Annotated in this window: 20 protein-coding genes; 11 read left to right on the top strand and 9 right to left on the bottom strand. The window is 60.4% G+C overall.

Translation table 11 applies throughout. From position 1 onward, the window contains the following. Window positions 1-215: 215 nt before the first annotated feature. Window positions 216-1,547, bottom strand: coding sequence for a glutamine synthetase family protein (locus tag G5193_RS14810; protein ID WP_337073699.1), 1,332 nt, complete (start codon window positions 1,545-1,547; stop codon window positions 216-218). 467 nt (window positions 1,548-2,014) lie between these two features. On the opposite strand from G5193_RS14810, the gene G5193_RS14815 reads away from it, so the two are divergent. From G5193_RS14815 to malZ, 9 genes are all read left to right on the top strand, one after another. Then, window positions 2,015-2,401, top strand: coding sequence for a TraR/DksA family transcriptional regulator (locus G5193_RS14815; RefSeq protein WP_216952650.1), 387 nt, complete (start codon window positions 2,015-2,017; stop codon window positions 2,399-2,401). Between the two features lie 147 nt (window positions 2,402-2,548). Next, on the top strand, window positions 2,549-3,406 hold the full coding sequence (locus tag G5193_RS14820; RefSeq protein ID WP_042081792.1) for a hypothetical protein: 858 nt from the start codon (window positions 2,549-2,551) through the stop codon (window positions 3,404-3,406). Window positions 3,407-3,468: 62 nt separating this feature from the next. Next, window positions 3,469-3,915, top strand: coding sequence for a DUF962 domain-containing protein (locus G5193_RS14825; protein ID WP_219296766.1), 447 nt, complete (start codon window positions 3,469-3,471; stop codon window positions 3,913-3,915). Window positions 3,916-3,941: 26 nt separating this feature from the next. Further along, on the top strand, window positions 3,942-4,436 hold the full coding sequence (locus G5193_RS14830; protein ID WP_005355485.1) for a CreA family protein: 495 nt from the start codon (window positions 3,942-3,944) through the stop codon (window positions 4,434-4,436). A gap of 74 nt (window positions 4,437-4,510) precedes the next feature. Continuing rightward, window positions 4,511-5,500 (top strand): 2-hydroxyacid dehydrogenase, encoded by a 990-nt coding sequence (locus tag G5193_RS14835; protein ID WP_064341035.1) that lies wholly within the window; start codon window positions 4,511-4,513, stop codon window positions 5,498-5,500. Window positions 5,501-5,592: 92 nt separating this feature from the next. Then, entirely contained in the window at window positions 5,593-6,954 is a 1,362-nt protein-coding gene (yegD, locus tag G5193_RS14840; protein WP_227341603.1) for a molecular chaperone, read from the top strand. Window positions 6,955-7,119: 165 nt separating this feature from the next. Further along, on the top strand, window positions 7,120-7,536 hold the full coding sequence (locus G5193_RS14845; protein ID WP_227341604.1) for an META domain-containing protein: 417 nt from the start codon (window positions 7,120-7,122) through the stop codon (window positions 7,534-7,536). An 88-nt stretch (window positions 7,537-7,624) separates the two neighbouring features. Next, the gene (locus G5193_RS14850) at window positions 7,625-8,455 is read left to right on the top strand and encodes an HDOD domain-containing protein (RefSeq protein WP_216952646.1); all 831 of its coding nucleotides are present in this window, start codon (window positions 7,625-7,627) and stop codon (window positions 8,453-8,455) included. A gap of 5 nt (window positions 8,456-8,460) precedes the next feature. After that, entirely contained in the window at window positions 8,461-10,290 is a 1,830-nt protein-coding gene (malZ, locus tag G5193_RS14855; RefSeq protein ID WP_421206255.1) for a maltodextrin glucosidase, read from the top strand. A gap of 101 nt (window positions 10,291-10,391) precedes the next feature. Here malZ and G5193_RS14860 read toward each other — a convergent pair whose 3' ends face one another. Continuing rightward, complete coding sequence (locus tag G5193_RS14860; RefSeq protein ID WP_075116198.1) at window positions 10,392-10,925, bottom strand: ATP--cob(I)alamin adenosyltransferase; 534 nt, start codon at window positions 10,923-10,925, stop codon at window positions 10,392-10,394. 90 nt (window positions 10,926-11,015) lie between these two features. Then, window positions 11,016-12,158, bottom strand: a complete 1,143-nt coding sequence (locus G5193_RS14865; protein ID WP_421206256.1) for a DUF5610 domain-containing protein — start codon at window positions 12,156-12,158, stop codon at window positions 11,016-11,018. Between the two features lie 170 nt (window positions 12,159-12,328). On the opposite strand from G5193_RS14865, the gene trmA reads away from it, so the two are divergent. Next, window positions 12,329-13,462 carry a tRNA (uridine(54)-C5)-methyltransferase TrmA gene (gene trmA / locus G5193_RS14870; protein ID WP_421206257.1) on the top strand — a complete coding sequence of 378 codons (1,134 nt, stop codon included), beginning with the start codon at window positions 12,329-12,331 and terminating at the stop codon, window positions 13,460-13,462. A 67-nt stretch (window positions 13,463-13,529) separates the two neighbouring features. Here the strand turns inward: trmA and G5193_RS14875 are convergent, their stop codons facing one another. From G5193_RS14875 to G5193_RS14900, 6 genes are all read right to left on the bottom strand, one after another. Continuing rightward, on the bottom strand, window positions 13,530-15,263 hold the full coding sequence (locus G5193_RS14875; protein WP_421206258.1) for a methyl-accepting chemotaxis protein: 1,734 nt from the start codon (window positions 15,261-15,263) through the stop codon (window positions 13,530-13,532). A gap of 51 nt (window positions 15,264-15,314) precedes the next feature. After that, window positions 15,315-16,325, bottom strand: coding sequence for a galactose/methyl galactoside ABC transporter permease MglC (gene mglC, locus G5193_RS14880; protein WP_005342585.1), 1,011 nt, complete (start codon window positions 16,323-16,325; stop codon window positions 15,315-15,317). Between the two features lie 16 nt (window positions 16,326-16,341). After that, window positions 16,342-17,862, bottom strand: a complete 1,521-nt coding sequence (gene mglA, locus G5193_RS14885; RefSeq protein WP_041234376.1) for a galactose/methyl galactoside ABC transporter ATP-binding protein MglA — start codon at window positions 17,860-17,862, stop codon at window positions 16,342-16,344. A 53-nt stretch (window positions 17,863-17,915) separates the two neighbouring features. Beyond that, window positions 17,916-18,902 (bottom strand): galactose/glucose ABC transporter substrate-binding protein MglB, encoded by a 987-nt coding sequence (gene mglB, locus G5193_RS14890; RefSeq protein WP_005340747.1) that lies wholly within the window; start codon window positions 18,900-18,902, stop codon window positions 17,916-17,918. Window positions 18,903-19,178: 276 nt separating this feature from the next. Then, window positions 19,179-22,238 carry a beta-galactosidase gene (locus G5193_RS14895; protein ID WP_421206259.1) on the bottom strand — a complete coding sequence of 1,020 codons (3,060 nt, stop codon included), beginning with the start codon at window positions 22,236-22,238 and terminating at the stop codon, window positions 19,179-19,181. A gap of 189 nt (window positions 22,239-22,427) precedes the next feature. Beyond that, the gene (locus G5193_RS14900; RefSeq protein ID WP_088868202.1) at window positions 22,428-23,435 is read right to left on the bottom strand and encodes a substrate-binding domain-containing protein; all 1,008 of its coding nucleotides are present in this window, start codon (window positions 23,433-23,435) and stop codon (window positions 22,428-22,430) included. 201 nt (window positions 23,436-23,636) lie between these two features. Here G5193_RS14900 and galE point away from each other — a divergent pair, with 201 nt between their 5' ends. Continuing rightward, a complete protein-coding gene (gene galE / locus G5193_RS14905) occupies window positions 23,637-24,650 on the top strand; it encodes a UDP-glucose 4-epimerase GalE (RefSeq protein ID WP_421206260.1) in 1,014 nt (337 codons plus the stop codon). Window positions 24,651-24,709 lie beyond the last annotated feature (59 nt).

The following is a 24,709-nucleotide window of genomic DNA, read 5'->3' on the forward strand; positions in this document are numbered from 1 at the left end:
CACTTTCGCGTGGACTGCGGCATGGCCTGCTCCTCACATCCTTCAATTCGAGCCAAAAACTGTTATCAACCATGCAACCAGAGCGGTGGCGAGCCAACTTCCGCTCACAACCATCCGCAGGCGGAGGCACTCCTCCATCCCGTATTACCGGTTACAGGCAGGGGAGGCAGCCTGCCTCCCCGATTCGGACGATGCGTGGCCGGCACGCATCCGGGTCAGACGTTCAGCAGCAGGAACTCTCGCTCCCAGCGGCTGATCACCCCGAAGTAGGTCTCGTACTCTTTGCGTTTGACCGCGACAAAGGCGCGTGTAAAGCGCTCCCCCAACATCTCCTTGATGGGATCGCACTGTTCGAGATGGCTGAGCGCCTCCTCCAGCGAGCGGGGCAGACTGTAGGGCAGGTCGTAGGCGCTGGATTTCATCTCCTGCATGGGCTCCAGCTTCTCCATCATGCCGAGATAGCCGCACGCCAGGGTGGCGGCCAGCGCCAGATAGGGGTTGGCATCGGCACCGGCGAAGCGGTTCTCCACCCGGCGGGCACTCGGGTCGGAGAAGGGTACCCGCAGACCACAGGTGCGGTTCTCGACACCCCACTGGACGTTGCGTGGCGCGCTCTCACCGAAGGTGAGGCGGCGGTAGGAGTTGACATTGGGAGCCAGCAGGGCTGTCACCGCCGGGGTGTACTTCTGCAGACCTGCGATGAAATGCATGAAGAGTTCGGAGTTGCCGCCATCCGGGGTACCGAACAGATTTCGACCGTTCATATCCTCCAGACTCTGGTGGATGTGCATGGCGGAGCCCGGCTCGTTGCTCATCGGCTTGGCCATAAAGGTGGCGTAGATGCCGTGGCGATGGGCCGCCTCACGCATGGTGCGCTTGAAAAGGAACACCTGATCCGCCAGATCGATGGCATCCCCGTGCAGGAAGTTGATCTCCATCTGGGCAGCACCGGACTCGTGGATCAGGGTATCCACCTCCAGCTCCTGCGCTTCGCAGTAGTCATACATGTCTTCGAAGATGGGATCGAACTCGTTGACCGCATCGATACTGAAGGACTGGCGAGCTGTCTCGGGACGGCCGTTGCGCCCTACCGGCGGCATCAGCGGATAGTCGGGGTCTTCGTTGCGGGTGACCAGATAGAACTCCAGCTCGGGCGCCACCACCGGCTTCCAGCCCTGAGCCTCGTAAAATGACAGAACCCGACGCAGTACGGAGCGAGGTGCAATGTCGATCAGCTTGCCGTTGACGTCGTAACAGTCATGGATAACCTGAGCGGTAGGTTCCAGCGCCCAAGGGACGAAACGGATGGTGTTGGGGTCAGGATAGAGCTGCATGTCCCGCTCCAGCGGATCGATCATGCTGTCGTCATCCGGATATTCGCCGGTCACTGTCTGGGTGAAGATCACCTCGGGCAGACGCATGCCCCCTTCTCGCAAAAACTTGTTGGCTGGGATGATCTTGCCCCGGGCGTTGCCGGTGAAATCAGGGAAGAGACACTCCACTTCCGTGATGCGATTGCTCTCCATCCAGCCCTTGATACTGTCCATGTTAAACCCCGACTCTACGGTTGCCATTGGCAAGGGTGTCTAATATATGGAACACCCTTGTTATCAAATTGTAATCAACACCACCATAAAAGCCCGCTATCAGGGGTAATGTCAAGCAGTGGTGTTTAAAAAACTATAAATAACGGCGCATATAATGACCAAGTCGGCACCAAATACTAAACACTCGTGGCCTCGCCTCTCCCCAGTGCAAAGCCGGTGCCAACCGGCCAAAACCAGATGTCAGATCCCGTCAGATCAGCCGCTAAAGGGGCCATTTTTTTGCAAAGGCGCACAATCCCTGTCCTATTTGCTTTGCTTGGCTGCTTTTTTTTGGTACAAGGCCCGCCCTGATTTGCACTCTCTTGCATGAAAACGGTGCAAATCAGACGAGAAGGGCTTGGTCTGCAGGCAGACAGCCCCCATAAACAGGGATAATTGGGTTAGTAAACTGACTGGTAGTAAATCGTATGTGTGATTTCATGACTGAAGACCAACTGGCCTTTTACAAGGGGCAGATCGAGCGGCAGATCGCCGAGCTCGAAGAGCGCCTGAACTCCCAGGCCAGCCAGGCCATCGCCACCGACACCAACGAGATGGCCGATGAAATTGACCGTGCCAGTATCGAGGAAGCCCGCCGTCTGGAGCTGAACCGCATCGAGCACGACAAGCTGCACCTGCGCAAGCTGAGGGGCGCATTGAAGCGAATGAACGATGGAGATTTCGGTTACTGTGAATCTTGTGGTGACGAGATCTCTCTCAAGCGGCTGCAAGCTCGTCCAGAGTCCCGTTTCTGCGTCGAATGCCAGAGCACCAAGGAATTTAACGATACCCACGTGTTCCGCCGCGTCGCCTGATTCTTCGAAGAACCGTCACCATTCAGGTGCAACAGACGCCAGCAAGGCAGGGCCCTGCGCTCAAACCTTGCACAACGCCTCGCAGCAAGATGGTGACAAGTTCTGTTAGACTCCGGACACCTTCCGGAATCTACAGGAGAACAGAGAGTGAAATGGCTCATCAAGCTGTGTTTGTGCCTGCCACTGCTGGCACAAGCACAGGTTCTGACGGTCAAGGTCCCCAGCCGTCCCGTCAACAATCTTGACCAGGAGTACCAGTACAAGCTGCTGGAACTGGCCCTGACCCGCTCCGGGCAACCCTTTCGCATCCAGCCTGTCGAACTCGACCTCAACCAGTTCACCCTCCAGCAGCAGCTGAGCAAGGGCAAGACCATCAACGTCTTCTGGATGGGCACCTCCAGCGCACTCGAATCCTCCCTGATTGCCGTCCCCATTCCGCTGTTTCGCGGGCTGGAAGGATTGCGGTTGTCGTTCATCCACGCGGACGCTCAGGAGAAGTTCAACCAGATCAATACCCTGGCCGATCTCAAACAGCTGAAGGCGGCGCAAGGGGTCGGTTGGGCCGATAACAAAATTCTGGAAAATGCGGGCATCCCGACCTTCTCCGGCCGATACAGCAGCCTGTTTCGCCTTATCAACGACGGCGACAAGATCGACTTCTTCCCGCGCGCCTTGGTGGAGATCTTCGCCGAGCGCAGCGAGCTGGTGGCGCAGTATCCCAACCTCGCCATCGAGCAGCATCTGCTGATCCGCTACCCCTTCGCCCAATTCTTCTTCGTCAGCCCCGAATACCCCAAGCTGGCCAAGGCGATTCAGACCGGGCTGGAGCGGGCCTATGCCGATGGTAGCTTCATGAAGTTCTTCAATGACAACCCCAAGATCCGCGAAGCGCTCGCCAGCGCCAACCTCGATCAGCGGGTCACCATCGCCCTGCCCAATCCGGATATGACCCCGTTGCTAAAATCCATTCCGGCCCAATATTGGGAGTATCCACCGCAAGGATAAGCATCACGAACGCCTGACCACGAAGGTCAGGCTGCGAGAACACAGTGCGCCAGGGAGGTGCCATGAAGGGAATCCAGGAGTGGTTTGAGGAGTACGGCCAGAGCCATCGCCATCCGGTCAACGTCGCCATCCATAAGCTGGCGGTGCCGGGCATCTATTTCTGCTCGCTGGCGCTGCTCTGGTGTCTGCCACACGGGCCCTTGCCAGAGATCCTCAACTGGGCGGCAGTGGCGGCTATTCCGGTGCTGCTGTTCTATCTGCAGCTGTCGTTTTCGCTGTTCGCGGGGATGGCCGGGCTAACCGCACTGGGACTGTGGATCTGCCACCAATGGCAGGGGCCGCTGCTGTGGCCCGCGGTGGCGGCGTTCGTGATTCTCTGGATAGCCCAGTTTGTCGGCCACAAGATCGAGGGCAAACGCCCCTCCTTCCTCGCCGACCTGCAATTTCTGCTGATAGGCCCCGCCTGGGTGCTCGCCAGCCTCTATCGTCGCCTGGGCATTCCCTATTGAGGAGTGCCGGGCCAACAGGAGAGACCATGACACATAACCACACGCGACATAATGCCCTGCGCCGCGCCCTGCCCCTGCTGCTGGGGGCCCTGTTTGCCGGCCCGGCGCTGGCCGACAAGGCCGACCCGGTCGGTGAAGTGAGCACAGCCTTCAAGCTGTTTGGCCCCAACCACAAGATCCTGGTGGAGGCATTCGACGACCCGCGCATCGACGGTGTCGCCTGCTATCTGGCGCGCCCCAAGACAGGTGGCGTCAAAGGTGGGCTGGGACTGGCGGAAGATCCCTCCCACGCCTCCCTGTCGTGCCACCAGATCGGCCCCATCACCCTGCCCGAAAAGCTGAAAGCGGGGGAAGAGGTGTTCGATGTCAGCACTTCGCTGGTGTTCAAGGAGCAGAAAGTGGTGCGTTTTTACGACAAGAAACGCAATGCACTGGTTTACCTGACCTACAGCACCAAACTGGTGGATGGTTCGTACAAAAGTGCAGTCAGCGCCGTTCCCATCATGCCGTGGGGACAATAACCAGCCGGTTTGTCCGGTGATAGCTGACCCATTTTGTTGTAATTTGACGACACACACGCTGCGGAGCACATACCATGAAAGTCGCCGTATTCAGTACCAAGAGCTATGACAAAGAGCATTTCAACCAGGCCAACAGCCAGTACGGCTTCGACCTAGAGTTTTTCGATGTGCGGCTGGAGGCCAAAACGGCCCGACTGGCTCACGGCTTCCCAGTGGTGTGTCTGTTCGTCAATGACGATGCCGACCGCGAGGTATTGACCGAACTGGCTGCCAACGGCACCCAGGTGATCGCCCTGCGCTGCGCCGGTTACAACAACGTGGACCTGGCCGCGGCCAAAGAGCTGGGGCTGAAAGTGGTGCGGGTGCCCGCCTACTCCCCCGAGGCGACCGCAGAACACGCGGTCGGCATGATGATGTGCCTCAACCGCCGCATCCACAAAGCCTATCAGCGCACCCGCGACGCCAACTTCTCGCTGGAGGGGCTGGTCGGCTTCAACATGCATGGCAAGACCGTTGGCGTCATCGGCACCGGCAAGATCGGTCTGGCCGCCCTGCGCATCCTTAAGGGCTTCGGGGTTCGCCTGCTGGTCAACGATCCTTACCAGAATCCGGCAGCCATCGAGCTGGGTGCCGAGTACGTGGATCTCGATACCCTGTTCCGCCAATCCGACATCATCAGCCTGCACTGCCCGCTGTTCAAAGAGAACTACCACCTGTTGAACAAGGAGGCGTTCGCCAAGATGAAGGACGGGGTGATGATCATCAACACCAGCCGTGGCGGTCTGCTCGACTCCAACGCCGCCATCGAGGCGCTCAAGACCTCCCGTATCGGCGCACTGGGGCTGGACGTCTACGAGGAGGAAGAGGATCTCTTCTTCTCCGACAAGTCCAACGAGGTGATCACCGATGACGTGTTCCGCCGCCTGTCTGCCTGCCACAACGTGCTGTTCACCGGCCATCAGGCGTTCCTGACCCGCGAGGCGCTGCACGCCATCGCCGATACCACCCTCGGCAATATCCGCGCCATCGAGATCCAGGGCCGCTGCGACAACGAAGTGGAATAAGGGCTCGCCCTCTCTTCGTCACGCGCCGGGTTGTGAGACCCGGCGCCTTCGGGTAGGCTAGCCCCCCTTTTTTATTCAGGAGTCTGGCGCCCATGTTTATCGGATTTGATTACGGCACCTCCAACTGTGCCGTGGCCGTGATGGAACAAGGTAGCCCCAGGCTGCTGAATCTTGGCGCATCCCGCTATCTCCCTTCCACCCTGCATGCGCCCCACCGGGATGCTATCGCCGGTCTGTTGGCCGAAGGGCTGGCACCCGCCCAGCAGGCGGAGTACCTCAAGCTACGTGGCCCCGTGGTCACCCGCGCCCAGACGGTTCGCCGCCAGATGCGGGAAGAGGGGCTGATCGACGAGCTGAGCTTTGGCGGTGCCGCGCTGGAGCGCTATCTGGAAGAGCCGGACGACGGCTACTACATCAAATCGCCGAAATCCTTTCTCGGCGCCTATGGCCTCAAGGCCCCCCAGATCGCCCTGTTTGAAGACATCGTCTGCGCCATGATGCTCCATGTCCGCCAGCAGGCGGAGCAGCAGCTCGGCGCCCCGATCCGCCAGGCGGTGATCGGCCGTCCGGTCAACTTCCAGGGTCTGGCGGGGGAAGAGAGCAACCAGCAAGCTATCGCCATCCTGACCGAGGCGGCCCGTCTGGCCGGTTTCGAGCAGGTAGAGTTCCTCTATGAACCGGTGGCCGCCGGGTTTGAATTCGAGGCGCGCCTCACCGAAGACGCCGTGGTGCTGGTGGTGGATATCGGCGGCGGTACCACCGACTGCTCCATGCTGCGGATGGGCCCGAGCTACCGCGATCAGCTGGATCGCAGCGGCGATCTGCTCGGCCACAGCGGCCAGCGGATCGGCGGCAACGACTTCGATATCCGCCTGACGGTGGAAGGGATGATGCCGCTGCTCGGCATGCACGAGACCCTCAAGACCGGCAAGCCGCTGCCCCACCCGCTGTTCTGGGATGCGGCCGCCATCAACGACGTCAGCGCCCAGAGCCGCTTCTACAGCCTCGACACCGCCCGCCAACTGCAGGAGCTGCAGCTCGACAGCCAGCCTGGCAGCAAGCTGGGTCGTCTGGCCAGCCTGCGGGCCCACAAGCTGAGCCACCAGCTGGTGTGGCGTGCCGAGCAGGGCAAGATCGCCCTCTCGGAGCAGGAACTCAATCGCCAGTCGCTGGCCGAGCTGGAAAAAGGGCTGGAAGCGGAACTGACCCGCGAACAGCTGGCCAACGCCTCGGCCCTGCTGCTGGAGAAGATTGGCGAGCTGATGGACGAAGCGATTGCCGCCGCCGGTGTGCAGCCGGATCGCATCTTCGTCACCGGCGGTAGCGCCCGCTCGCCGCTGATCGCCAGCTTTATCCGCCAGAAGCTCCCCTCCATCCCGCTTGAGGGTGGCGATGACTTCGGCTCGGTGGCTGCCGGTCTTGCCCGTTATGCCGAGCGGCTGTTCGCCAACTGAGCCCTGAGATAGCGTAAATCGATGGCAACATAACCAAGGTGTTGCTATTAAGCGACAGTCTCGCGGGACAAGGGGCGACAGAAGCGGTCGGTCGTCCCCTCTCCCGCCCTGCTCCCGACTGCCCAAAAAGGGTATTCTTGACGCTCCCCCAACCGGAGCCCCCTCATGCCCAGATTGCCCTTTTTGCTGATCCCCCTGTTACTGCTCGCTGGCTGCAGCTCGACCGCCTTTGTTCAGCAAGATCTGCAACACCACCACTGGGTACTGAGCAAACTGGATGGCGAACCGATCAAGGCCCCCCGCGACAATCCTCCCGATTTCGAGATCGGCGAGCACTTCACCGTCAACGGCATCGCCGGTTGCAACCGCTACTTCGGTCAGGGCCATCTGGAAGATGACAAACTGTGGATCACCAGTCTGGGCAGCACCGAAATGGCCTGCATGCCGCCGCTCGACACTATCGAACAGGCAGTACTGACCACCCTTACCGAGGGGGCGACCTTGAGCGGCACCAGTCAGAACCTGATCCTGCAGGGCAAACGGCACCGTTTGGAATACACCTTGCGCGACTGGGTGTTCTAGCGCTCACAAAGCCGCATCACAAACAGGAACATGTTGTCCGGCTGTGGCACAATATGAGGCAGAGTTCGCAACGGAGGCTGCCTCAGCCATGTCGATGGATCGCCTGTTTGACAAGATCAAACAACTCCCCACTATTCCCAAGCTGCTGCACGAGTTGATGCAGAGCTTCAACGACGAGAATGCCCGCATCGACCAGATTGCGGCCAAGATCGCCATGGACCAGGTGATCAGCGTCAAGGTGCTAAAGATGGCCAACTCGGCCGCCCTGCGCCGTGGCAACGAAGTGACCTCCATCGAACAGGCGGTGATCCGCCTCGGCTTCAACCGACTGCGCTCTGTGGTGGTCGCTTCCGGCATCATCGGCACCTTCAAGGCCCCGCCCAGCTTCGACAAGAACAAGTTCTGGACCGAGACCTTCCAGGTCGCCACCATAGCCCGGACCCTGGCGCAGGAGGCCAAGGTGCTCGACCCCGAGACCGCCTTCACCTGTGCTCTTATCCACAACATCGGCGAACTACTGATCCAGAGTACCTTGCCGGAAGAGGCGGAGCTCATCAATCTGGCGATCCAGAAGGGGAGCAGCCGGGTCGAGGCCCAGCGGGAGATGCTGGGTTACGACTACGCCCAGCTCGGTGCCGAGCTGGCGCGGCGCTGGAACCTCTCCGAGGCCTTCGTCGATGCCATCTCCCAACAGCTGGATCCCCTCTCCCACGATCCGGTCAGCAAGGAGGCGGTGCTGATCCGCCTCGCCGTGTTTATCTCCTTCGCCTGGAACGCGGGCGTGCCTGCCCAGGCCATCATCGCCCGCTTCCCCAAACCGCTCGCCGACCAGTTGGGACTGGATCCCAAGTCGCTGGCAGGCCAGCTCGAAACACTGCATGAACAGGGTAATGCCCTTGCCGATCTTCTGACTCAATAAGCATCATGACCCATCCGTTTCTGTTTCATCCCCAGGTGGCGCCCTGGTTCAAAGAGAGCGCCGACGCACTGCAATTGACCCTCTTTAGCGATCTGGATGCACCGATCCGCGAGGTGTGGCTACGCCACGAGCCGGATAACGAGGAGTACCTGATCCCGATGACGGCGGTCTCCACCCGCGATCGGCTGCAGGTGTGGCAGGCGACCCTGCCGCTCATCAAGGGACAGGATATCCACCTCTACAGCTTCAAGTGCCTCACCGACGAGGAGCAGTGGTGGCTGCACGGGGCGGGCGTCAGCGCGTCCATGCCGCCACGGGAGCAACATTTTCGCTTCAACAGCCTGCACCAGCCACCGGCCTGGGTGCAGGATCAGGTGTTCTACCAGATCTTCCCCGACCGCTTCTGCAACGGCGACCCGTCGCTGAGCGTCAAGCATCACGAGTACGAATATCGCGGCAAAGCGGTCATCAGCAAGGCGTGGGGCGAACCGGTCAGTCGCCATGAAGAGGGCCACGGCGCCTGCGAGTTTTACGGTGGCGATCTGGCGGGGATCGATGCCAAGCTGCACTATCTGCAATCTCTCGGGGTGACGGCGCTCTACCTCAACCCCATCTTCGATTCGCCGAGCAACCACAAGTACGACACCCAGGACTACTTCAAGGTCGATGCCCACCTCGGCAGCAACGCGCAGTTCGCCGAGCTGACCCGCAACCTGCACCAGCGCGGCATGAAGATCATCCTCGATGCGGTGGTCAACCACACCTCTACCGAGCACCCCTGGTTCTGCCCGCCACTGGGAGCCCAGAGCAACCCGGACTCCCCGTGGCGCAGCTTCTACACCTTTGATAAAGAAGGGGATTACGTCAGCTGGAAGGGCATTCGCAGCCTGCCCAAGCTCGACTTCTCCTGCGAGAAGGTACAGGACGCCGTCTATCGGGCCGATGACGCCATCCTCCGTTACTGGATGCGCGCCCCCTACCAGATCGATGGCTGGCGCTTTGACGTCATCCACATGTTGGGCGAGCGCGGCACCGCCGAGGGCAACAGTGGTCACGTGCGCGCCATTCGCGGGGCAGTGAAGCAGGAGAACCCGGACGCCTATGTGCTCGGCGAACACTTCTTCGAGGCGAGCCAGTGGCTGCAAGGGGATCAGGAGGACGGCGCCATGAACTACTACGGCTTCGCCCACCCGATCCGTGCCTTCCTGGCTGGCAAGGATATCGCCTACCACCCCATCAAGATCAGCGCCGAAGAGCTGGATCGCTGGCTCAAACTGGCGCGGGCCCATATCCCGTTCAAGAACCAGCTGGCCCAGTTCAACCTGCTGGACAGCCACGATACCGCCCGCTTCCTCCATCTGCTGGGAGAGGACAAACAGCGGATGCAGCTGGCCGCCACACTGCTGCTCACCTATATCGGTGTGCCGTCCATCTACTACGGCGATGAAGTGGGGCTCTCCGGCGGCAACGACCCGGACTGCCGCCGCTGCTTCCCGTGGGATACCACAGACTGGGATCATGTGCTGCACGACCACTATCGTCGGCTGATCCAGATCCGCCGCCAGCGCCCCTCCCTGCGCCGCGGTGATATCCAGACCCTCTACGCCGGGCCCCACAGCTATGTGTTCGCCCGAACCCTGCAAAGCGATCAGGTGGTAGTGGCTTGCAACCGCCACCCGAGCGAGCCGCGCACCATCAGCCTGCCCCTGTGGCAGACCGCCAGCCCCGCCAGCCGCTTCACCGACGCCTTCAACGGCGAGAAGTTTGAAGTGGTGCAGGGCGAGGTGCAGCTGACCATTCCGGCCAACTCGGCCCGGGTGCTGATCTCCAGCTGAGCGGGCAACTGACGCGCTGAAAAACAAAACCGGAGCCCAAGGCTCCGGTTTTTTTTATTCCGTTCAATCCACCATGACGTCTGGCCCCTAACCAGCCGCCATCAGTAGTTGATGCTGACGTAGGGCACTTCCGGCACCTGCCAGCGCTGCTTGAGGTAGACGGTGAGCACGAAGAAGAAGTTGGCCAGCAGGTTGGCGAAGCGATAGAGAATGGGATCGAAGGCCACCCCGCTCTCTTCCAGCCTGACCAGCAGCCGCACCACCTTCTTGCTGCCGCAGCGGCACAGATGGAGGGTGGGAATGGGCTGTGGCCCCTGTGGCAGCACAAAACCGGTGACGCTGCCGCGACTCGCCTCGTTGTAGTGGTCGTAACGGGCCTTGAGCCACTCAAGATCTGCGTCGAAGATCCCCAGCTTGCCGCGTACCGAGCCGTTTAGGTTGTAGATAAGTCGCTGCAACGCCGCGAGATCCGCCAGCATGGGCTCGGTATCCGCATCCGGCGCAAGGCGTGACAGCACGGCCCCAACCTGACAACAGAGCTCGTCAGTAGCGATCTCAAAATCACATTTGAGCGAGGTTTCGAAGATAAAGGGGTAGCAGAGCTCGCGCTTGTCTCTTGGCTTCTTGGGGTTCATGGGGCAACCGGATTGGAAAAAAGGCCAGTTTGCCAGCCCCCACAGGAGCTGGCAAACGGCAGGTTATGGCTTGGGCTGCGCGCTGGCGGCTCAGACGCTCCTGCCGGCGGGCTCGGTGGAGGGCTGGAACTGGCCGATCATCCGCAGCGCCTCCAGCATGCGCTGGTTGAAGCTGGTGAAGCGATCGACCTGTGCCGGTTCCCCTTCCCCTCTCGCCGCCAACACGGCCGGGGTCAGCGCCTGTTGCTGGGATGGTGGCAGCAGGGTATCTGCCTGTTTCTGCACCTGCTCCAGCTTGGGCAGGTAGTCGGCAAACGGCTTGAGCAGATCCTGCAGGGAGTGCGCTCCCTGATAGGTCTGACTCAGCTTGACGCTCTGCTTGAGCTTGAGGGAGTAGGAGGCCAGCTGACTGTCGTCCAGTTTCAGTTCGTTCGCCTTATCCAGCAGATCCTCGAAGTTGCCGGAGAAGAAGTTCCCCGCCAGCTCGTCGATCCCCTTGACCAGCTTGCCGATGGACTCCATCTCCTCACTGCTGAGATCCCCCTCCAGCGAGAAACTGAAGCTCTGGCTCGACTTGAGGCTGAACTGACTACCGCTATCATCCTTCTGGGACTTGGTCTGCCAGCTGTCGTTGAATCGCAGCACCACCTTGTCGCCATCCTTGGTCTGGATCTCCAGATACCCCTGCTGGCGACTGGCCATCTCGGCCTGTCCCATGTCGGTCGGGGAGACCTTGCCGAAGAACTCCTTCTCGAACTCCTCGAGCCCTTTCTGGATCAGCTTGTAGCTCTGATCGATACCGGTTTTGATATCGTCGTTGTCAGTCGCCCACTTGCCGAGCTGCTTCTTCGCCTCCTCAAAGCCCTTGTCGACCCCCTTGCGGGCCTGCTCCATCATCCCGGTCAGGTCGTCGTCAGATTTGCCATCGGCCCGTGCGGCACCAAGCCGCCCGGTCACGAACTGCAGCACGTTGTCCGCCACCGACTGGAAGTCAAACAGGGTTTCCGGGGTGATCTCTTCGGGCTCTTTCACCTTCGGCGCCTGATAACCCTGGCCGTTGATCTCCAGCGAGAACTGCAACGCCTGCTGGATCAGCACCTGCGCCCACTTGGGCGGCTTGTGCAAGGAGACCTCCTCCTCGCTCTTGACCTGTTTCTGCTCCGCCTGTTGGGGCGATTTGGGAGAAACACCCACTCCCTTGGGTTGGGCTGCGCCCACGCCTTCGATCTGCATAATGTGTCCTCCCACCATGCCTGTAGATCAGCTATCGGCCTGACTGAACACTTCTTGACCACAAAATGCTGGACAATCTGCGGCTGGCTTTTAAAATCGGGCCCCTTTGGGTGGCCTGTTGCCTTCCCCCGATTTCGACCCGGCCCGGCCGGTGTGCATGTGAGGTATTTATGACCCAATCCCAACAGCCTTCCGCGAACGCTCCGGCGCCTAGAACCGCGGCCGACTATCAGGCCCAACTCGACGAAAAGCGCGCTCGCCTCACCGAGCTGTTTGCCGGCTTCACCCTCCCGGCGCTGGAAGTGCACAGCTCACCGGCGGAGTACTACCGGATGCGCGCCGAATTTCGCATCTGGCACGAAGGGGATGACCTCTTCCACTGCATGTATGCCCCGGCGACCAAAGAGATCATCAAGATAGACCACTTCCCTACCGCCAGCCGCCTCATCAACCAGTTGATGCCGCTGCTGCTGGAGGGGCTGCGCCCACACCCGGTGCTGCGCCGCAAGCTGTTCCAGATCGACTACCTCTCCACCCAGTCCGGCCAGATCATTGTCAGCCTGCTCTATCACCGCAAGCTGGAGGCCGAATGGCAACAAGCCGCCGAAGCGCTGCAGGCCGACCTGCGCGCCAAAGGGTTCGAGCTGCAGCTGATTGGCCGCGCCCACAAGCAGAAGATCTGTCTGGGGGATGACTTCGTCATCGAACAGCTCAACGTGGCGGGTCGCCAGCTCACCTACAAACAGGTGGAGAACAGCTTCACCCAGCCCAACGCCGCCATCAACGAGCAGATGCTGGCCTGGGCGCTGGATGTGACCAAAGAGAGCGAAGGGGACCTGCTGGAGCTCTATTGCGGCAATGGCAACTTCTCCATCGCGCTGGCGCAGAACTTCCGCAAGGTGCTGGCCACCGAAATCGCCAAGCCGAGCGTCGACTCCGCCCAGTTCAACATCGCCGCCAACGGCGTCGAAAACCTGATCATCCTGCGTATGTCGGCCGAGGAGTTCACCATGGCGATGCGTGGTGAACGGGAGTTCAACCGCCTCAAGGGGATCGATCTCAAGAGCTACCAGTGCAACACCATCTTCGTCGACCCGCCCCGCGCCGGTCTCGACGATGCCACCGTCAAGCTGGTGCAGGAGTACGACAACATCCTCTACATCTCCTGCAATCCCGAGACACTGCAGGCCAACATGGCCGTGCTGGGCGAAACCCACGAAATCGCCCGTTTCGCCCTGTTCGACCAGTTCCCCTGGACCCATCATATGGAAGCCGGGGTCTATCTGCGCCGCAAGGCCGGTTGATTCAGGCAGACGGGAAAACAACAACAGGGCCGGATGGCCCTGTTTTGTTATTGGCTGAACACCGGCCTCACTCCAGCCGGAAGTGACCCACGATCTCCCGCAGCCGGTCGTAGGTCTGCTGCATCGCCGCGGAGCTGGCGACCGTCGCTTCGCCATTGTGGGTCAGCTGGCGGATCACCTCGGCGATGGCGCTCATGTTGCGATTGATCTCTTCGGCCACCGCGCTCTGCTGCTCCGCCGCCGTGGCGATATGGCTGATGAGACCGTTGATCTCCACCACTTCCCCTGCCATCAGATCCAGCGACTCGTTGACCCTGGTGGTGTTCTCGGCCGCCCCCTGACAGCTCTGCTTGGTATTGCCCATGGCATCCACCACAGTTCGGGTGCCCCGCTGCAGACTAGCCAGCATGGTCTGGATCTCGGCTGTGCTCTGCTGGGTGCGGGCAGCGAGGGAGCGCACCTCGTCTGCCACCACCGCAAAACCGCGCCCCTGTTCACCGGCGCGGGCTGCCTCGATGGCGGCGTTGAGGGCCAGCAGGTTGGTCTGTTCGGCAATGCTGCCGATCACCCCCAGCACTGAGCCAATCTGCTGCACATCCTGCTGCATCGCCTCGATGGAGCGGGCAGTGGCTTCCACTTCATCCACAAGCGCCATCACGCTGGCCATCGCCTGATCCACCACCTGACGAGACTGGCTCGCCAGCTGCTGGCTCTGGCCGGTGAGTTGGGCGGTGCTGGCCGCACTCTCGGAGACGGAGACCGCGGTGCGGCTCATCTCGTTGATGGCGGTCACCACCTGCTCGGTCTCGCGTACATGGTCCGCCAGCAGAGACTGGACGGCGCCGGTCTGGTTGGCCAGCCCCTCGATGCCGCTGTTGAGCTGGCCGCTCGCCTGCCGCACCTCCCCCATCATCTCCTGCAGCCGCTCGATAAAGCGGTTGATACCGGCCGAGATCTGGCCAAGGTCATCCTTGCTGGTCACCGCCAGCCGGCGGGTGAGATCGCCACTGCCGCGAGAGAGCTCCAGCACCAGATCCCGCAGCGAGAGGATAGGGCGATAAGCCACGTTGAGTACCAGTATGGCAAGCACCATCACCACCACGGCGACACCGAGCAGCGCCATGATGATCTGGCCGTTGAGTGCACGGGTCATCGCCTGGATGTAGTCGAGGTCGATGTAGCCAGTCAGCGTCCAGCTGCTGCCGCGAATATCCAGCTGGTTGGGGCGCGCTTCGCTCTCCCCCTGCGGCTTGCTGTTATAGAGGCTGTTGCCCTGACTGTCGGCCAGCGAGAAGTAGCGGCCATCACCACTCATCTTCTCCAGCAGGCTTTTGAACTCGCTCATGTCGAGGTAGTAGAGATATGCGGAATCGGCACCGCGCGGCACCAGAATGGTGATGACCGGCTTGCCATCCACCTGTTGCAGCGGGCTGACGGTGATCTGGTTATTGGCGGCGGGGATCAGCTTGCGCAGCGCATCGACTTTGGCGCTGTCGTTGATGACCCCGCTCACGTCGAAGGCCATGTCGCCGATCACCTTGACGATGTTGTGAAAACCGGTCTCTTGCAGGGTCTTCTTGACGTTGGTCACCCCGAAGTTGAGGTTGGCGGCCAACAGGATCTTCTGATTGATGTCGCTGGCCAGCTTCTCTTTGACCAGGGTGATCTGTTCGTTGATGTTGTGGGTGGCCTGAGTGCGAATGTAGCCACTGATGAAGTGGTTGACGCTGAGCCCGGCGGTGCCGATGGTGACCAGAATGGCCAGTAGCAGCAAGAGGTAAATCTTGACCTTGAATGGCATGGGTTCCCTCCAGAAGAGAGGGCTGGCAGCGCCAACCCTCCCTGCCAATCGTTATTTCTTCTTGGCGTACTTCATGGAATCCAATGCCACCGCCAGAATGATGATGCCGCCCTTGATGATGAACTGCCAGTAAGGGCTGACCCCGATATAGGTCAAACCATAGTTGATCAGGGTGAAGATAAGTACGCCGGTGATCACACCCGCGACCGTTCCCACCCCGCCGGCAAACGACACGCCGCCCACCACGCACGCCGCGATGGCATCCAGCTCGTACATGAAGCCGAGGTTGTTGGTGGCGCTACCGATACGGCCTGCTTCCAGCATGCCGCCGAAGGCGTAGAAGACCCCCGCCAGCGCATAGATCATTACCAGATTGACCGCCACATTGACGCCGGAGACCTTGGCTGCCTCGGGGTTGCCGCCGATGGCGAAGATGTTTTTGCCAAAGCGGGTCTTGTTCCACAGCACCCAGACAAAGACGCTGGCGATGGCCGCATAGAAGGTGAGATAGGAGAGTTTGAATCCTCCTATCCGGATAAACCCTTGGGCGAAGCTGGAGAAGCGGGGGTCAAACCCGGCCACCGGCGAAGCCCCTACCGAGTCAAAGTAGAGGGAGTTGATACCGTAGACGATGATCATGGTGCCCAGGGTGGTAATGAACGGGGTAACGTTCAGGTAGGCCACGATCAGACCGTTGACCAGACCAATCAGCGCCCCCACCACACAGACCAGCAGGATCACCGCAGGAATGGGCACCTCCCCCAACGTCGGGAACACCTTGTTGACGTTGGTCAGCGCCTGCAACATGGTTGCCGCGATGAGTGCCGCCAGACCGACCTGACGACCGGCCGAGAGATCCGTCCCCTGAGTGATGATGATGCCCGCCACCCCCAGCGCTATGATGACCCGCACCGAGGACTGGGTCAGGATGTTGCTGAAGTTGGTGAGGCTCAGGAAGGAAGGCTCCTGGATCACGATGACCATGAGCAGCACCAGCAGCACCAGATAGATGGCGTTTTCCTTGAGCGCCTGCATCAGATTGAAATTTTTAGCCGACTCCATAAATGTCTTCCTGTCTCTAGAGGTACAGAGATGCCAGGCGCAGTATCTCGCTCTGGTCAGTTTCTTTGGTATTGACGATCCCGGCGACCCGGCCATTGCTCATCACCATGATGCGGTCGGTGATCCCCAGCAATTCCGGCATCTCTGACGAGATGATGATGATCCCCTTGTCCTTCTTCGCCAGCTCCAGGATGAGCTGGTAGATCTCGAACTTGGCCCCGACGTCTATGCCGCGGGTGGGCTCGTCGAGCATCAGGATCTCCGGCTGGGTCAGCAGCCAGCGACCGATGATCACCTTCTGCTGGTTGCCCCCGGAGAGGGAACCTATCTGGGTCTGCTGGGTCGGCGTCTTGACCCGCATGGAGTCGATCACCCACTGGGTATCGCTCTTCATCTTGTTGTCGCTGAGCAGCCCCATGGAGCCCTTGTAGCTGTCCATGTTGGCGATCAGGGAGTTGAAGGCGATATCGAGCCGGGAGTAGATACCGGTGGAGCGGCGCTCTTCCGTCACCAGCGCAAAGCCGTTGCGGATCGCTTCGTGGGCGTTGTGGTTGGCCACCTCTTTGCCGTGCAGCTTGATGCTGCCCTGACTGCGATCGCGAATACCGAACAGGGTCTCGACGATATCGGTGCGCTTGGCCCCCACCAGTCCGGCGATGCCGAGGATCTCCCCCTTGTGCAGGTTGAAGGTCACATCCTGAATGGAGGGCTGGTTTTTCGCCGTCAGGTGTTCGATCTCGAGGATCACCTCTTTCGGCTGGTTGGTCTTTTCCGGGAAACGCTGGGTCAGTTCACGGCCGACCATCATCCCGATGATCTGATCCATGGTCATGCCCTTGAGCGGCTGGGTTGCCACCCACTGGCCATCCCGCAATATGGTGATCTCGTCACAGAGCTGGAAGATCTCCTCCATCTTGTGAGAGATGTAGACGATGCCGCACCCCTTCTCCTTCAACTTGTTGATGATCTTGAAGAGGTGGTTCACCTCTTTCTCGGTCAGGGAGGAGGTGGGTTCATCCATGATGACGATCTTGGCGTCGTAGGAGAACGCCTTGGCGATCTCGATCATCTGCATCTGGGAGACCGACAGGGTCGCGACCTTCACCTTGGGGTCGATGTCGATATCCAGCTCATCGAAGATGCGCTTGGTGTCGTCATACATCTTGCCGTGGTCGATAAACCACCCCTTGGTGGGGTAGCGGCCGAGCCACATGTTGTCCATCACGGTACGCTGCAGCACCAGGTTGAGCTCCTGATGCACCATGGAGACGCCATTTTCCAGCGCCTCTTTCGAGGAGGTGAAGTTGATCTCCTGCCCCTTGAAGAAGATCTTGCCCTGATCCTTCTCGTAAATGCCGAACAGGCACTTGAGCAGTGTGGATTTTCCCGCTCCGTTCTCGCCCATCAACGCATGCACAGAATGAGGACGGACCCGTAAATTGACATTATCGAGTGCCTTGACGCCGGGAAAGCTCTTACTGACGTCAATCATCTCCAACAGCCATTCTGATTGTTGCTGTGTTGTCATATCAGCCATCACATCTGGTTGAAAAAAGGGCAAGGGGATCTCCCTTGCCCTGGAGGAGGGAATTACTCGAATTGGGACAGGTTGTCTTTATCCACACCGACGTAGGCAACACGTACTACCTTGTCGACGATATTCCACTTGGTGCCTTCACCGGCCGGTTTGCCTTCAGCCAGGTTCTTGGTCAGCTCGAAGGTAGCTTTGGCCTGGTTGGCCGCATCGTTCAGCACGGTACCCGCCATGGCACCGCTCTTGACCATGGCCAGCGCTTCCGGCAGCGCATCGACGCCGAATACCGGAATGGCAGTCTTGCCCTGGGCTTTCAGTGACTCGACTGCACCCATTGCCATGCCGTCGTTGTTGGCGATGACCACTTCGATCTTGTTGGCGTTGGGGCCGGAGATCCAGGCGTCCATCTTGTCTTTCGCCATCGCGGTATCCCACATACCGGTATCCATGTGCAGTTGTTCAGTCTTGACGCCGCCATCGTTCAGGGTCTTGACCACGTAGGAGGTGCGCGCTTCAGCATCCGGGTGGCCCGGCTCCCCTTTCAGCAGCACGAACTGGATCACGCCATCCTTGTTCAGATCCCACTCCGGATGGGCTTTCCAGTGTTTGGCAATCAGCTGACCCTGGATGATCCCTGACTCCTTGGAGTCGGTGCCCACGTAGTAGGCCTTGTCGTAGCTGGCCAGATCGGTAGCGCTCGGCTCCTTGTTGTAGAAGACCACCGGGATATCTTCGCCACGGGCTTTCTCAATCACCACCGGTGCCGCAGCCGGGTCAACCAGGTTGATGGCCAGCGCCTTCACCCCTTTGGCCAGCAGCACGTCGATCTGGTCGTTCTGCTTGGACTGGTCGTTCTGGGAGTCGTTCATCAGCAGTTCCACCCCCGGAGTGGCTGCCGCCTCCTTCTCGATGGCCTTGCGCACGACCGCCATGAAGTTGTCGTCGTATTTGTAGACGGTTACCCCGATACGGGTGTCAGCCTGGGCGTTGGCTCCAGCCATCATGCCCATCAGCAGGGCGGCAACTGTGGTCAGTTTTTTCATTATGTGTGCTCCGATGTGTCTATCTGTGTTGTAGGGTGGCGAGCAATTGAGCAAGCGCCAATCAATGTAATCAGTTTGTTGTCATTTCTTCTGTGATCATGACGACAAAATGAAAACGATTACACTCTGTTACATTGAAACTTTGTTTTTATTTTTCAAATACATATAAATTAAAATCAGATTTGAGACTCAATCTTTCCCACAGCATTGAGGCTAGTCGTTACTGGTCTGTTGTCAAAATGGCGCACTGGCTCGACAGTCGCTTCAATAGCTGGATTAACGGAGAGTGCAGCCCCAACGGTAACGACGCTCGAGCAGTTGATATTCGGGACGCACGCTCTGACTCCAGGAGTCATCCCCGCCCACCCCCATATGGGCGCCATCGAGGCAGACCCACAGCCCCTCTTCGGCCACCAGATCGCTCTGGTGACGGGCGGCGGCCAGCTGCTGCTGACTGAAGCGGCTGGCACTGAAATGGAAGCTGCCGTTCACCGTCGTGCTGCCCAGCTGCAGCTGACGAGTATCGCAGCGCAAGCCGTTGTCGCTCGGGAAGATGTAAGGGGTGTGCATGGCCTCCAGCGGCAAACTCCAGCGCCCCAGATCGGCACCCAGCAGGCGATCCGGATAGTTCTCGTGAGGGCCACGCCCCAGCCATTCGGCTCGCGCCGGTACCTCGGCCAGATGAAGCAACAGGCCAATCCGCGGCAGTGAAGGCAGCGCCTGCGCCAGCTCGGTCTCTATCTCCAGGCTCATGGCGCCATCGTCGGTAAAGCGGTGATGCCAGTAACTCACCAGCAGCAGCTCATCGTGATGGAAGTAGCCATGGCTGACCCGGATATCCCCTCCGGCGACCGCGATCCCCAGACAGCGGTGCTGCCACTGGCCGAGGCCACACACCTGCCAGCGAGCAATCCAGGAGTTGGGGTCGGCGTGATCCGCTTCGCTGGTGCCAATGTCGTTGTCGAGCGGCGCCCGGTAGAAGTGATCCATGATCGGCGCCAGCAACTGCTCCTGCCCCGATTTTTGCCAACTGGTGATGCGGCCGCTCTGCTTGTCGAGCCACCACTGGCTGTTTGCGGCGGTGATCCGCCAGCCATCCGGCTGCTCGCTCAGGGTGGCGGCAGCGACCGGCGCAGGCAGGGCAAGGGGGGTCGGCAGGGTGAACTGCTGACGGGCGACCTTGTGATCCGCCTGCGACCATAGGGTGGCCTGGGGCTGAACGATGGCCAGATCGAGCCAAGCCAGTGAGCCTGCCGCAAAAGGGGGCAGCGCCTCGCTCAGAGTCAACTCGATCACCCCCTGTGGCGCCAGCTCAAGGGAGATCTCCCCCTGCAGCTGCACATGGCCGTTCTCGCACAGCTGCCAGCAAAGCCGCTCGTTGTCGGTTTCCCGAAACAGGTATTCGCTCTCGATCCGCACCCGCAGCGGGGTGTGCTCGAGCAGGGTGAAGCGGAACGGCTGCTGGGCACGTTTTGCTTCGAACAGGGCGGGATGGGGGGTGCGATCCGGGAACAGCAGGCCGTTGCAGCAGAACTGGCGATCATTTTGCACATCACCAAAGTCGCCGCCATAGCCCCAGTAGTGGCGACCATCGGCGGTGTATTTGTCGAGCCCCTGATCGACCCAATCCCAGACAAACCCGCCTTGCAGACGTGGATGATCGCGAAACGCCTGCCAGTAGTGGGCGTAGCCCCCGAGACTGTTGCCCATGGCGTGGGCATATTCGCAGAGGATCAGCGGCCGGTGCTCGCCGGGCAGGCCGATCCACTTGGCCAGCGCCCACTTGGGCACCGCCGGGAAGGGCTGATCCTGATGGGTTCTGGCATACATGGGGCAGATGATGTCGGTGGCCGGGGTATCGGCCCCGCCCCCCTCGTACTGCACCGGACGGCTCGGATCGCTGCGCTTGATCCAGCCATACATGGCATCGTGGGCCGGGCCGTAACCCGACTCGTTGCCCAGCGACCAGATGATGATGGAGGGGTGGTTGAAATCCCGCGCCACCATGCGGGTCGCCCGCTCCAGAAAGGCATTGCTCCAGGCGGGATCCCGCGCCAGCCGCCCCATGGGGGTCATGCCGTGGGTCTCCAGATTCGCCTCGTCCACCACATAGAGACCGAGCCGATCGCAGAGGCGATAGAAGTCGGGGTGGTTGGGATAGTGGGAGCAGCGCACCGCATTGAAGTTGTGGCGCTTCATCAGCAGCAGATCCCGCTCCATGGTGGCGCGATCGATGGCATAGCCTTTGGCGGGGTGATGCTCGTGACGGTTGGCACCGCGAACAAGCAGCGGCTGACCGTTGACCCGCAGCAGGCCGCCACGGATCTCCACCACCCGAAAGCCCACATCACATGCCTCGCTCTCGATAACCTGGCCCTGTTCGTCCAGCAGGGTCAGGGTCAGGCGATAGAGATGGGGCGTCTCGGCGCTCCACTTGCGCGGCGCAACCACGTCGAGCCAGCACTCGGCGCGATCGTCATACGCCCCTTTTTCATCAATGGTTTGGGTGCCGATCGGCTGGTGCAGGGCCGCGACCCGCTCGCTGCCGTCATAAAGATTGGCCTCCACCGACAGACCGGCCCCATTGGCCACCTGCAGTGCAATCTTGAGACGACCATCCCGATAGCAGGCGTCCAGCTCGGGGGCCACCCGCATATCCATCAGATGGCGGGACGGTTTGTGCAGCAGGCTGACGGAGCGGAAGATCCCCGACAGCCACCACATATCCTGATCTTCCAGATAGGAGCCGTCGGACCAGCGCAGTACCAGCACCGCCAACCGGTTGCGACCGGTGTGCAGATAAGGAGTCAGATCGAACTCGGCGGGCAGGCGGCTGTCCTGGGAGTAACCGACCCAGCGGCCGTTGCAAAAGAGGTGGAAGGCGCTGCTCACCCCGTCGAAGATGATCCGGCTCTGGCCGCTTGCCAGCCAGTCGGCGGGCAGTTCGAACTCGCGGGAGTAGCAGCCAGTAGGATTCTCTGCTGGCACTCGCGGTGGATCGCAAGGAAAGGGGTACTTGATATTGGTGTAGATGGGGCCATCGGTGAGCGGCCGCGTAGCCGGATAGGCGGCATCCAGCTGCCAGTTACCCGGCACTGTAATGGGGCAGGCATCCGCCAGATCCTGCGCCAGCCAGCTCTCGGGCACCCGCTCGGGGGCGGCAAAGAAGGAGAAGCGCCACTCGCCATCGAGCAAGAGACGGGAGGAAGAGGCCAGATCACCCCTGGCATCCGCTTCGCTGCGCCAGCTGAACATGGGGGTATGGGCTGCCAGCCGGTTTACCGACGTAATGGCCTGAGTCTGCCAATCCTGACGCGCCACTATCTCCCTGAGCATTCACTCTCTCCCTGCTGATTGGAACACGTATTCAGTCTAGAGAAGTATGACGCAGGGAACGGCGATCTCGCTCACACAGATGTAAACGATTACACTTGTTTTGTTAAGTAAAGCGGAGTAAAAATGATTAAAAATAGGTAAAACAATAACCGTGCAAGAAACGGCCCCGAACAGGGCCGCAAAAGGGAGCTATCCGGCCCGAACCGGTGCCACCGAGTGGCGATTGATCAGGGTGGGTGTATAGATCCGGCTCTGGGTCGCGTCACTCTCCCCCGCCGCCAGCTGAATGGCCAGCTTGGCCGCCTGGGCCGCCATCAGCTCGATGGGATAGCGCATGGTGGAGAGCTTGGGGCGCAAATATCTGGCATAGATGATGTCATCGAAGCCCACTACCGAGACCTCCTCCGGCACTCGCAGGCCGTTATCCGCCAGCACTGAGATGGCGCCCGCCGCCATGGCATCGTTATAGGCTACCACGGCGGTCACCTTGAGCCCCTTGGCCAGCAGGTTGAGCATGGCGCGCTCGCCCCCCTCCTCGTTCGGCGTGCCGCTCTCGATAAGCTCGGGATCGGCTGCCAGACCCGCTTCCATCAGTCCATCCTGATAACCCTGCAGGCGCAAGGTGGCATCCTCAATGGCGTGATCCGAGCTGATAAAGGCAATATGGCGGTGACCCAGTTCGATCAGGTGGCGAGTTGCCGTGGCCGCACCAAGCCGGTTGTTGAGGGCGATGCAGCGCCCCTTGAGGGCAGGAATATCGCGGTTGATCAACACCATGCCGGGCACCCGCATGGCGTAATCGCACAGTTCCTCGTCGCTCAGCGCCTTGCTGTGCACCACCAGCGCCTCGCAACGCTTGCCGATCAGCAGCTCGATCGCTTCACGCTCCTGACGCGCCTTGTGAAAACCGTTACCCATCAGCAGGTGAAGGTTCTGCTCGACGGCGATGCCGGAGACCCCCTTCACCAGTGCGCCGAAGAAGGGATCCGCCACGTCACCGACCACTACCCCCATGGTGTCGCAGGTCTGGCTGACCAGTGCCCGCGCGTTGGCGTTGGGGGTGTAGCCCAGTTCGGCCATGGCCTTCTGCACCACTTCGCGAGATGCGGCGCTGGCCTTGGGGGAGTTGTTCATCACCCGTGAAACCGTTGCCACCGACACATTGGCCAAACGGGCGACATCCTTGATGGTGCTCATGCTGTTTTCACTTCTTTCACTGTGCGATAGAGCGCCATTATACCCAGCAAACCCATTGAAAACAGGGGTGAAATAAATATCTGCCGTCAGGATAATCACAAAACAGTGTAATCGTTTACAATGTTTTGCAAGCAAGCTCACAGTTTGGTCGCCACACCCTCGGCTAGACTCCTTCCAGACACTTTTTCAGTGGAGAGCAAGATGAACGTTCTGGTCACCGGCGGCTGCGGATATATCGGCAGCCACACCTCTCTGGCCCTGCAAGCCGCAGGCATGACCCCGGTCGTGGTGGACAACCTCTGCAACAGCAAGCGCAGCGTGTTGACTCGAGTCGCCGCTATCAGCGGCCAGCAACCCGTGTTCTATCAAGGGGATATTCGCGATGCCACCCTGCTGGACCGGATCTTCGCCGAGCAGCAGATCGACGCAGTAATCCACTTTGCCGCCCTCAAGGCGGTCGGCGAGTCGACCCGCATTCCACTGGATTACTACGAGAACAACCTCGGCGGCACCCTCACCCTGCTGCAGGCGATGAAACGGGCCGGGGTGCACAATCTGGTGTTCAGCTCCTCGGCGACCGTCTACGGCGATCCCGCCACTCTGCCGATCCGTGAGGATTTCCCCCGCAGCGCTACCAACCCCTACGGTCGCTCCAAGCTGATCATCGAGGAGATCCTCGAGGATCTGCAGCTGGCCGAGCCGCACTGGAGCATGATCCTGCTGCGCTACTTCAACCCGGTCGGCGCCCACGAGTCGGGCACTATGGGGGAAGATCCACAAGGCATTCCCAACAATCTGATGCCCTATATCACTCAGGTCGCCATCGGCCGTCGCGACTGCCTGTCGGTCTTTGGAAACGATTACCCAACTGTTGATGGCACCGGCGTGCGCGACTACATCCACGTGATGGATCTCGCCGAGGGGCACGTCAAGGCACTGCAACACTGCGCCGGCAAGGGTGGCGTGCACAGCTACAACCTGGGCACAGGCCAGGGCCAGAGCGTATTGCAGCTGGTCGCCGCCTTCTCCAATGCCTGCGGCAAGCCGCTGCCGTTTCGCATCGAACCGCGCCGCCCGGGCGACATCGCCGCCTGCTGGGCCGATCCGGCCAAGGCCGAGCGCGAGCTGGGCTGGCAGGCAACCCGGGACATAGACGCCATGTGCGCCGACAGCTGGCGCTGGCAATCCGCCAACCCGAACGGTTACGAGGAGTAGGCCTGCCTGCTCCCTGTTAATAGACAACCTTATTTTTCAATACCTTATTCAGGAGAGAT

The organism is Aeromonas sp. 601027 (assembly GCF_049174455.1).
GTDB classification, from domain to species: Bacteria; Pseudomonadota; Gammaproteobacteria; order Enterobacterales; family Aeromonadaceae; genus Aeromonas; species Aeromonas veronii_A.

Coding starts and splice junctions, on each gene's coding strand:
- malZ (WP_421206255.1), top strand. CDS start 8,461: ATGACCCATCCGTTTCTGTTTCATCCCCAGGTGGCGCCCTGGTTCAAA.
- G5193_RS14895 (WP_421206259.1), bottom strand. CDS start 22,238: ATGCTCAGGGAGATAGTGGCGCGTCAGGATTGGCAGACTCAGGCCATT.
- mglB (WP_005340747.1), bottom strand. CDS start 18,902: ATGAAAAAACTGACCACAGTTGCCGCCCTGCTGATGGGCATGATGGCT.
- G5193_RS14845 (WP_227341604.1), top strand. CDS start 7,120: ATGCCCAGATTGCCCTTTTTGCTGATCCCCCTGTTACTGCTCGCTGGC.
- G5193_RS14875 (WP_421206258.1), bottom strand. CDS start 15,263: ATGCCATTCAAGGTCAAGATTTACCTCTTGCTGCTACTGGCCATTCTG.
- G5193_RS14865 (WP_421206256.1), bottom strand. CDS start 12,158: ATGCAGATCGAAGGCGTGGGCGCAGCCCAACCCAAGGGAGTGGGTGTT.
- G5193_RS14825 (WP_219296766.1), top strand. CDS start 3,469: ATGAAGGGAATCCAGGAGTGGTTTGAGGAGTACGGCCAGAGCCATCGC.
- mglA (WP_041234376.1), bottom strand. CDS start 17,862: ATGGCTGATATGACAACACAGCAACAATCAGAATGGCTGTTGGAGATG.
- G5193_RS14900 (WP_088868202.1), bottom strand. CDS start 23,435: ATGAGCACCATCAAGGATGTCGCCCGTTTGGCCAATGTGTCGGTGGCA.
- G5193_RS14815 (WP_216952650.1), top strand. CDS start 2,015: ATGTGTGATTTCATGACTGAAGACCAACTGGCCTTTTACAAGGGGCAG.
- galE (WP_421206260.1), top strand. CDS start 23,637: ATGAACGTTCTGGTCACCGGCGGCTGCGGATATATCGGCAGCCACACC.
- G5193_RS14850 (WP_216952646.1), top strand. CDS start 7,625: ATGTCGATGGATCGCCTGTTTGACAAGATCAAACAACTCCCCACTATT.
- mglC (WP_005342585.1), bottom strand. CDS start 16,325: ATGGAGTCGGCTAAAAATTTCAATCTGATGCAGGCGCTCAAGGAAAAC.
- trmA (WP_421206257.1), top strand. CDS start 12,329: ATGACCCAATCCCAACAGCCTTCCGCGAACGCTCCGGCGCCTAGAACC.
- G5193_RS14860 (WP_075116198.1), bottom strand. CDS start 10,925: ATGAACCCCAAGAAGCCAAGAGACAAGCGCGAGCTCTGCTACCCCTTT.
- G5193_RS14810 (WP_337073699.1), bottom strand. CDS start 1,547: ATGGACAGTATCAAGGGCTGGATGGAGAGCAATCGCATCACGGAAGTG.
- yegD (WP_227341603.1), top strand. CDS start 5,593: ATGTTTATCGGATTTGATTACGGCACCTCCAACTGTGCCGTGGCCGTG.
- G5193_RS14835 (WP_064341035.1), top strand. CDS start 4,511: ATGAAAGTCGCCGTATTCAGTACCAAGAGCTATGACAAAGAGCATTTC.
- G5193_RS14830 (WP_005355485.1), top strand. CDS start 3,942: ATGACACATAACCACACGCGACATAATGCCCTGCGCCGCGCCCTGCCC.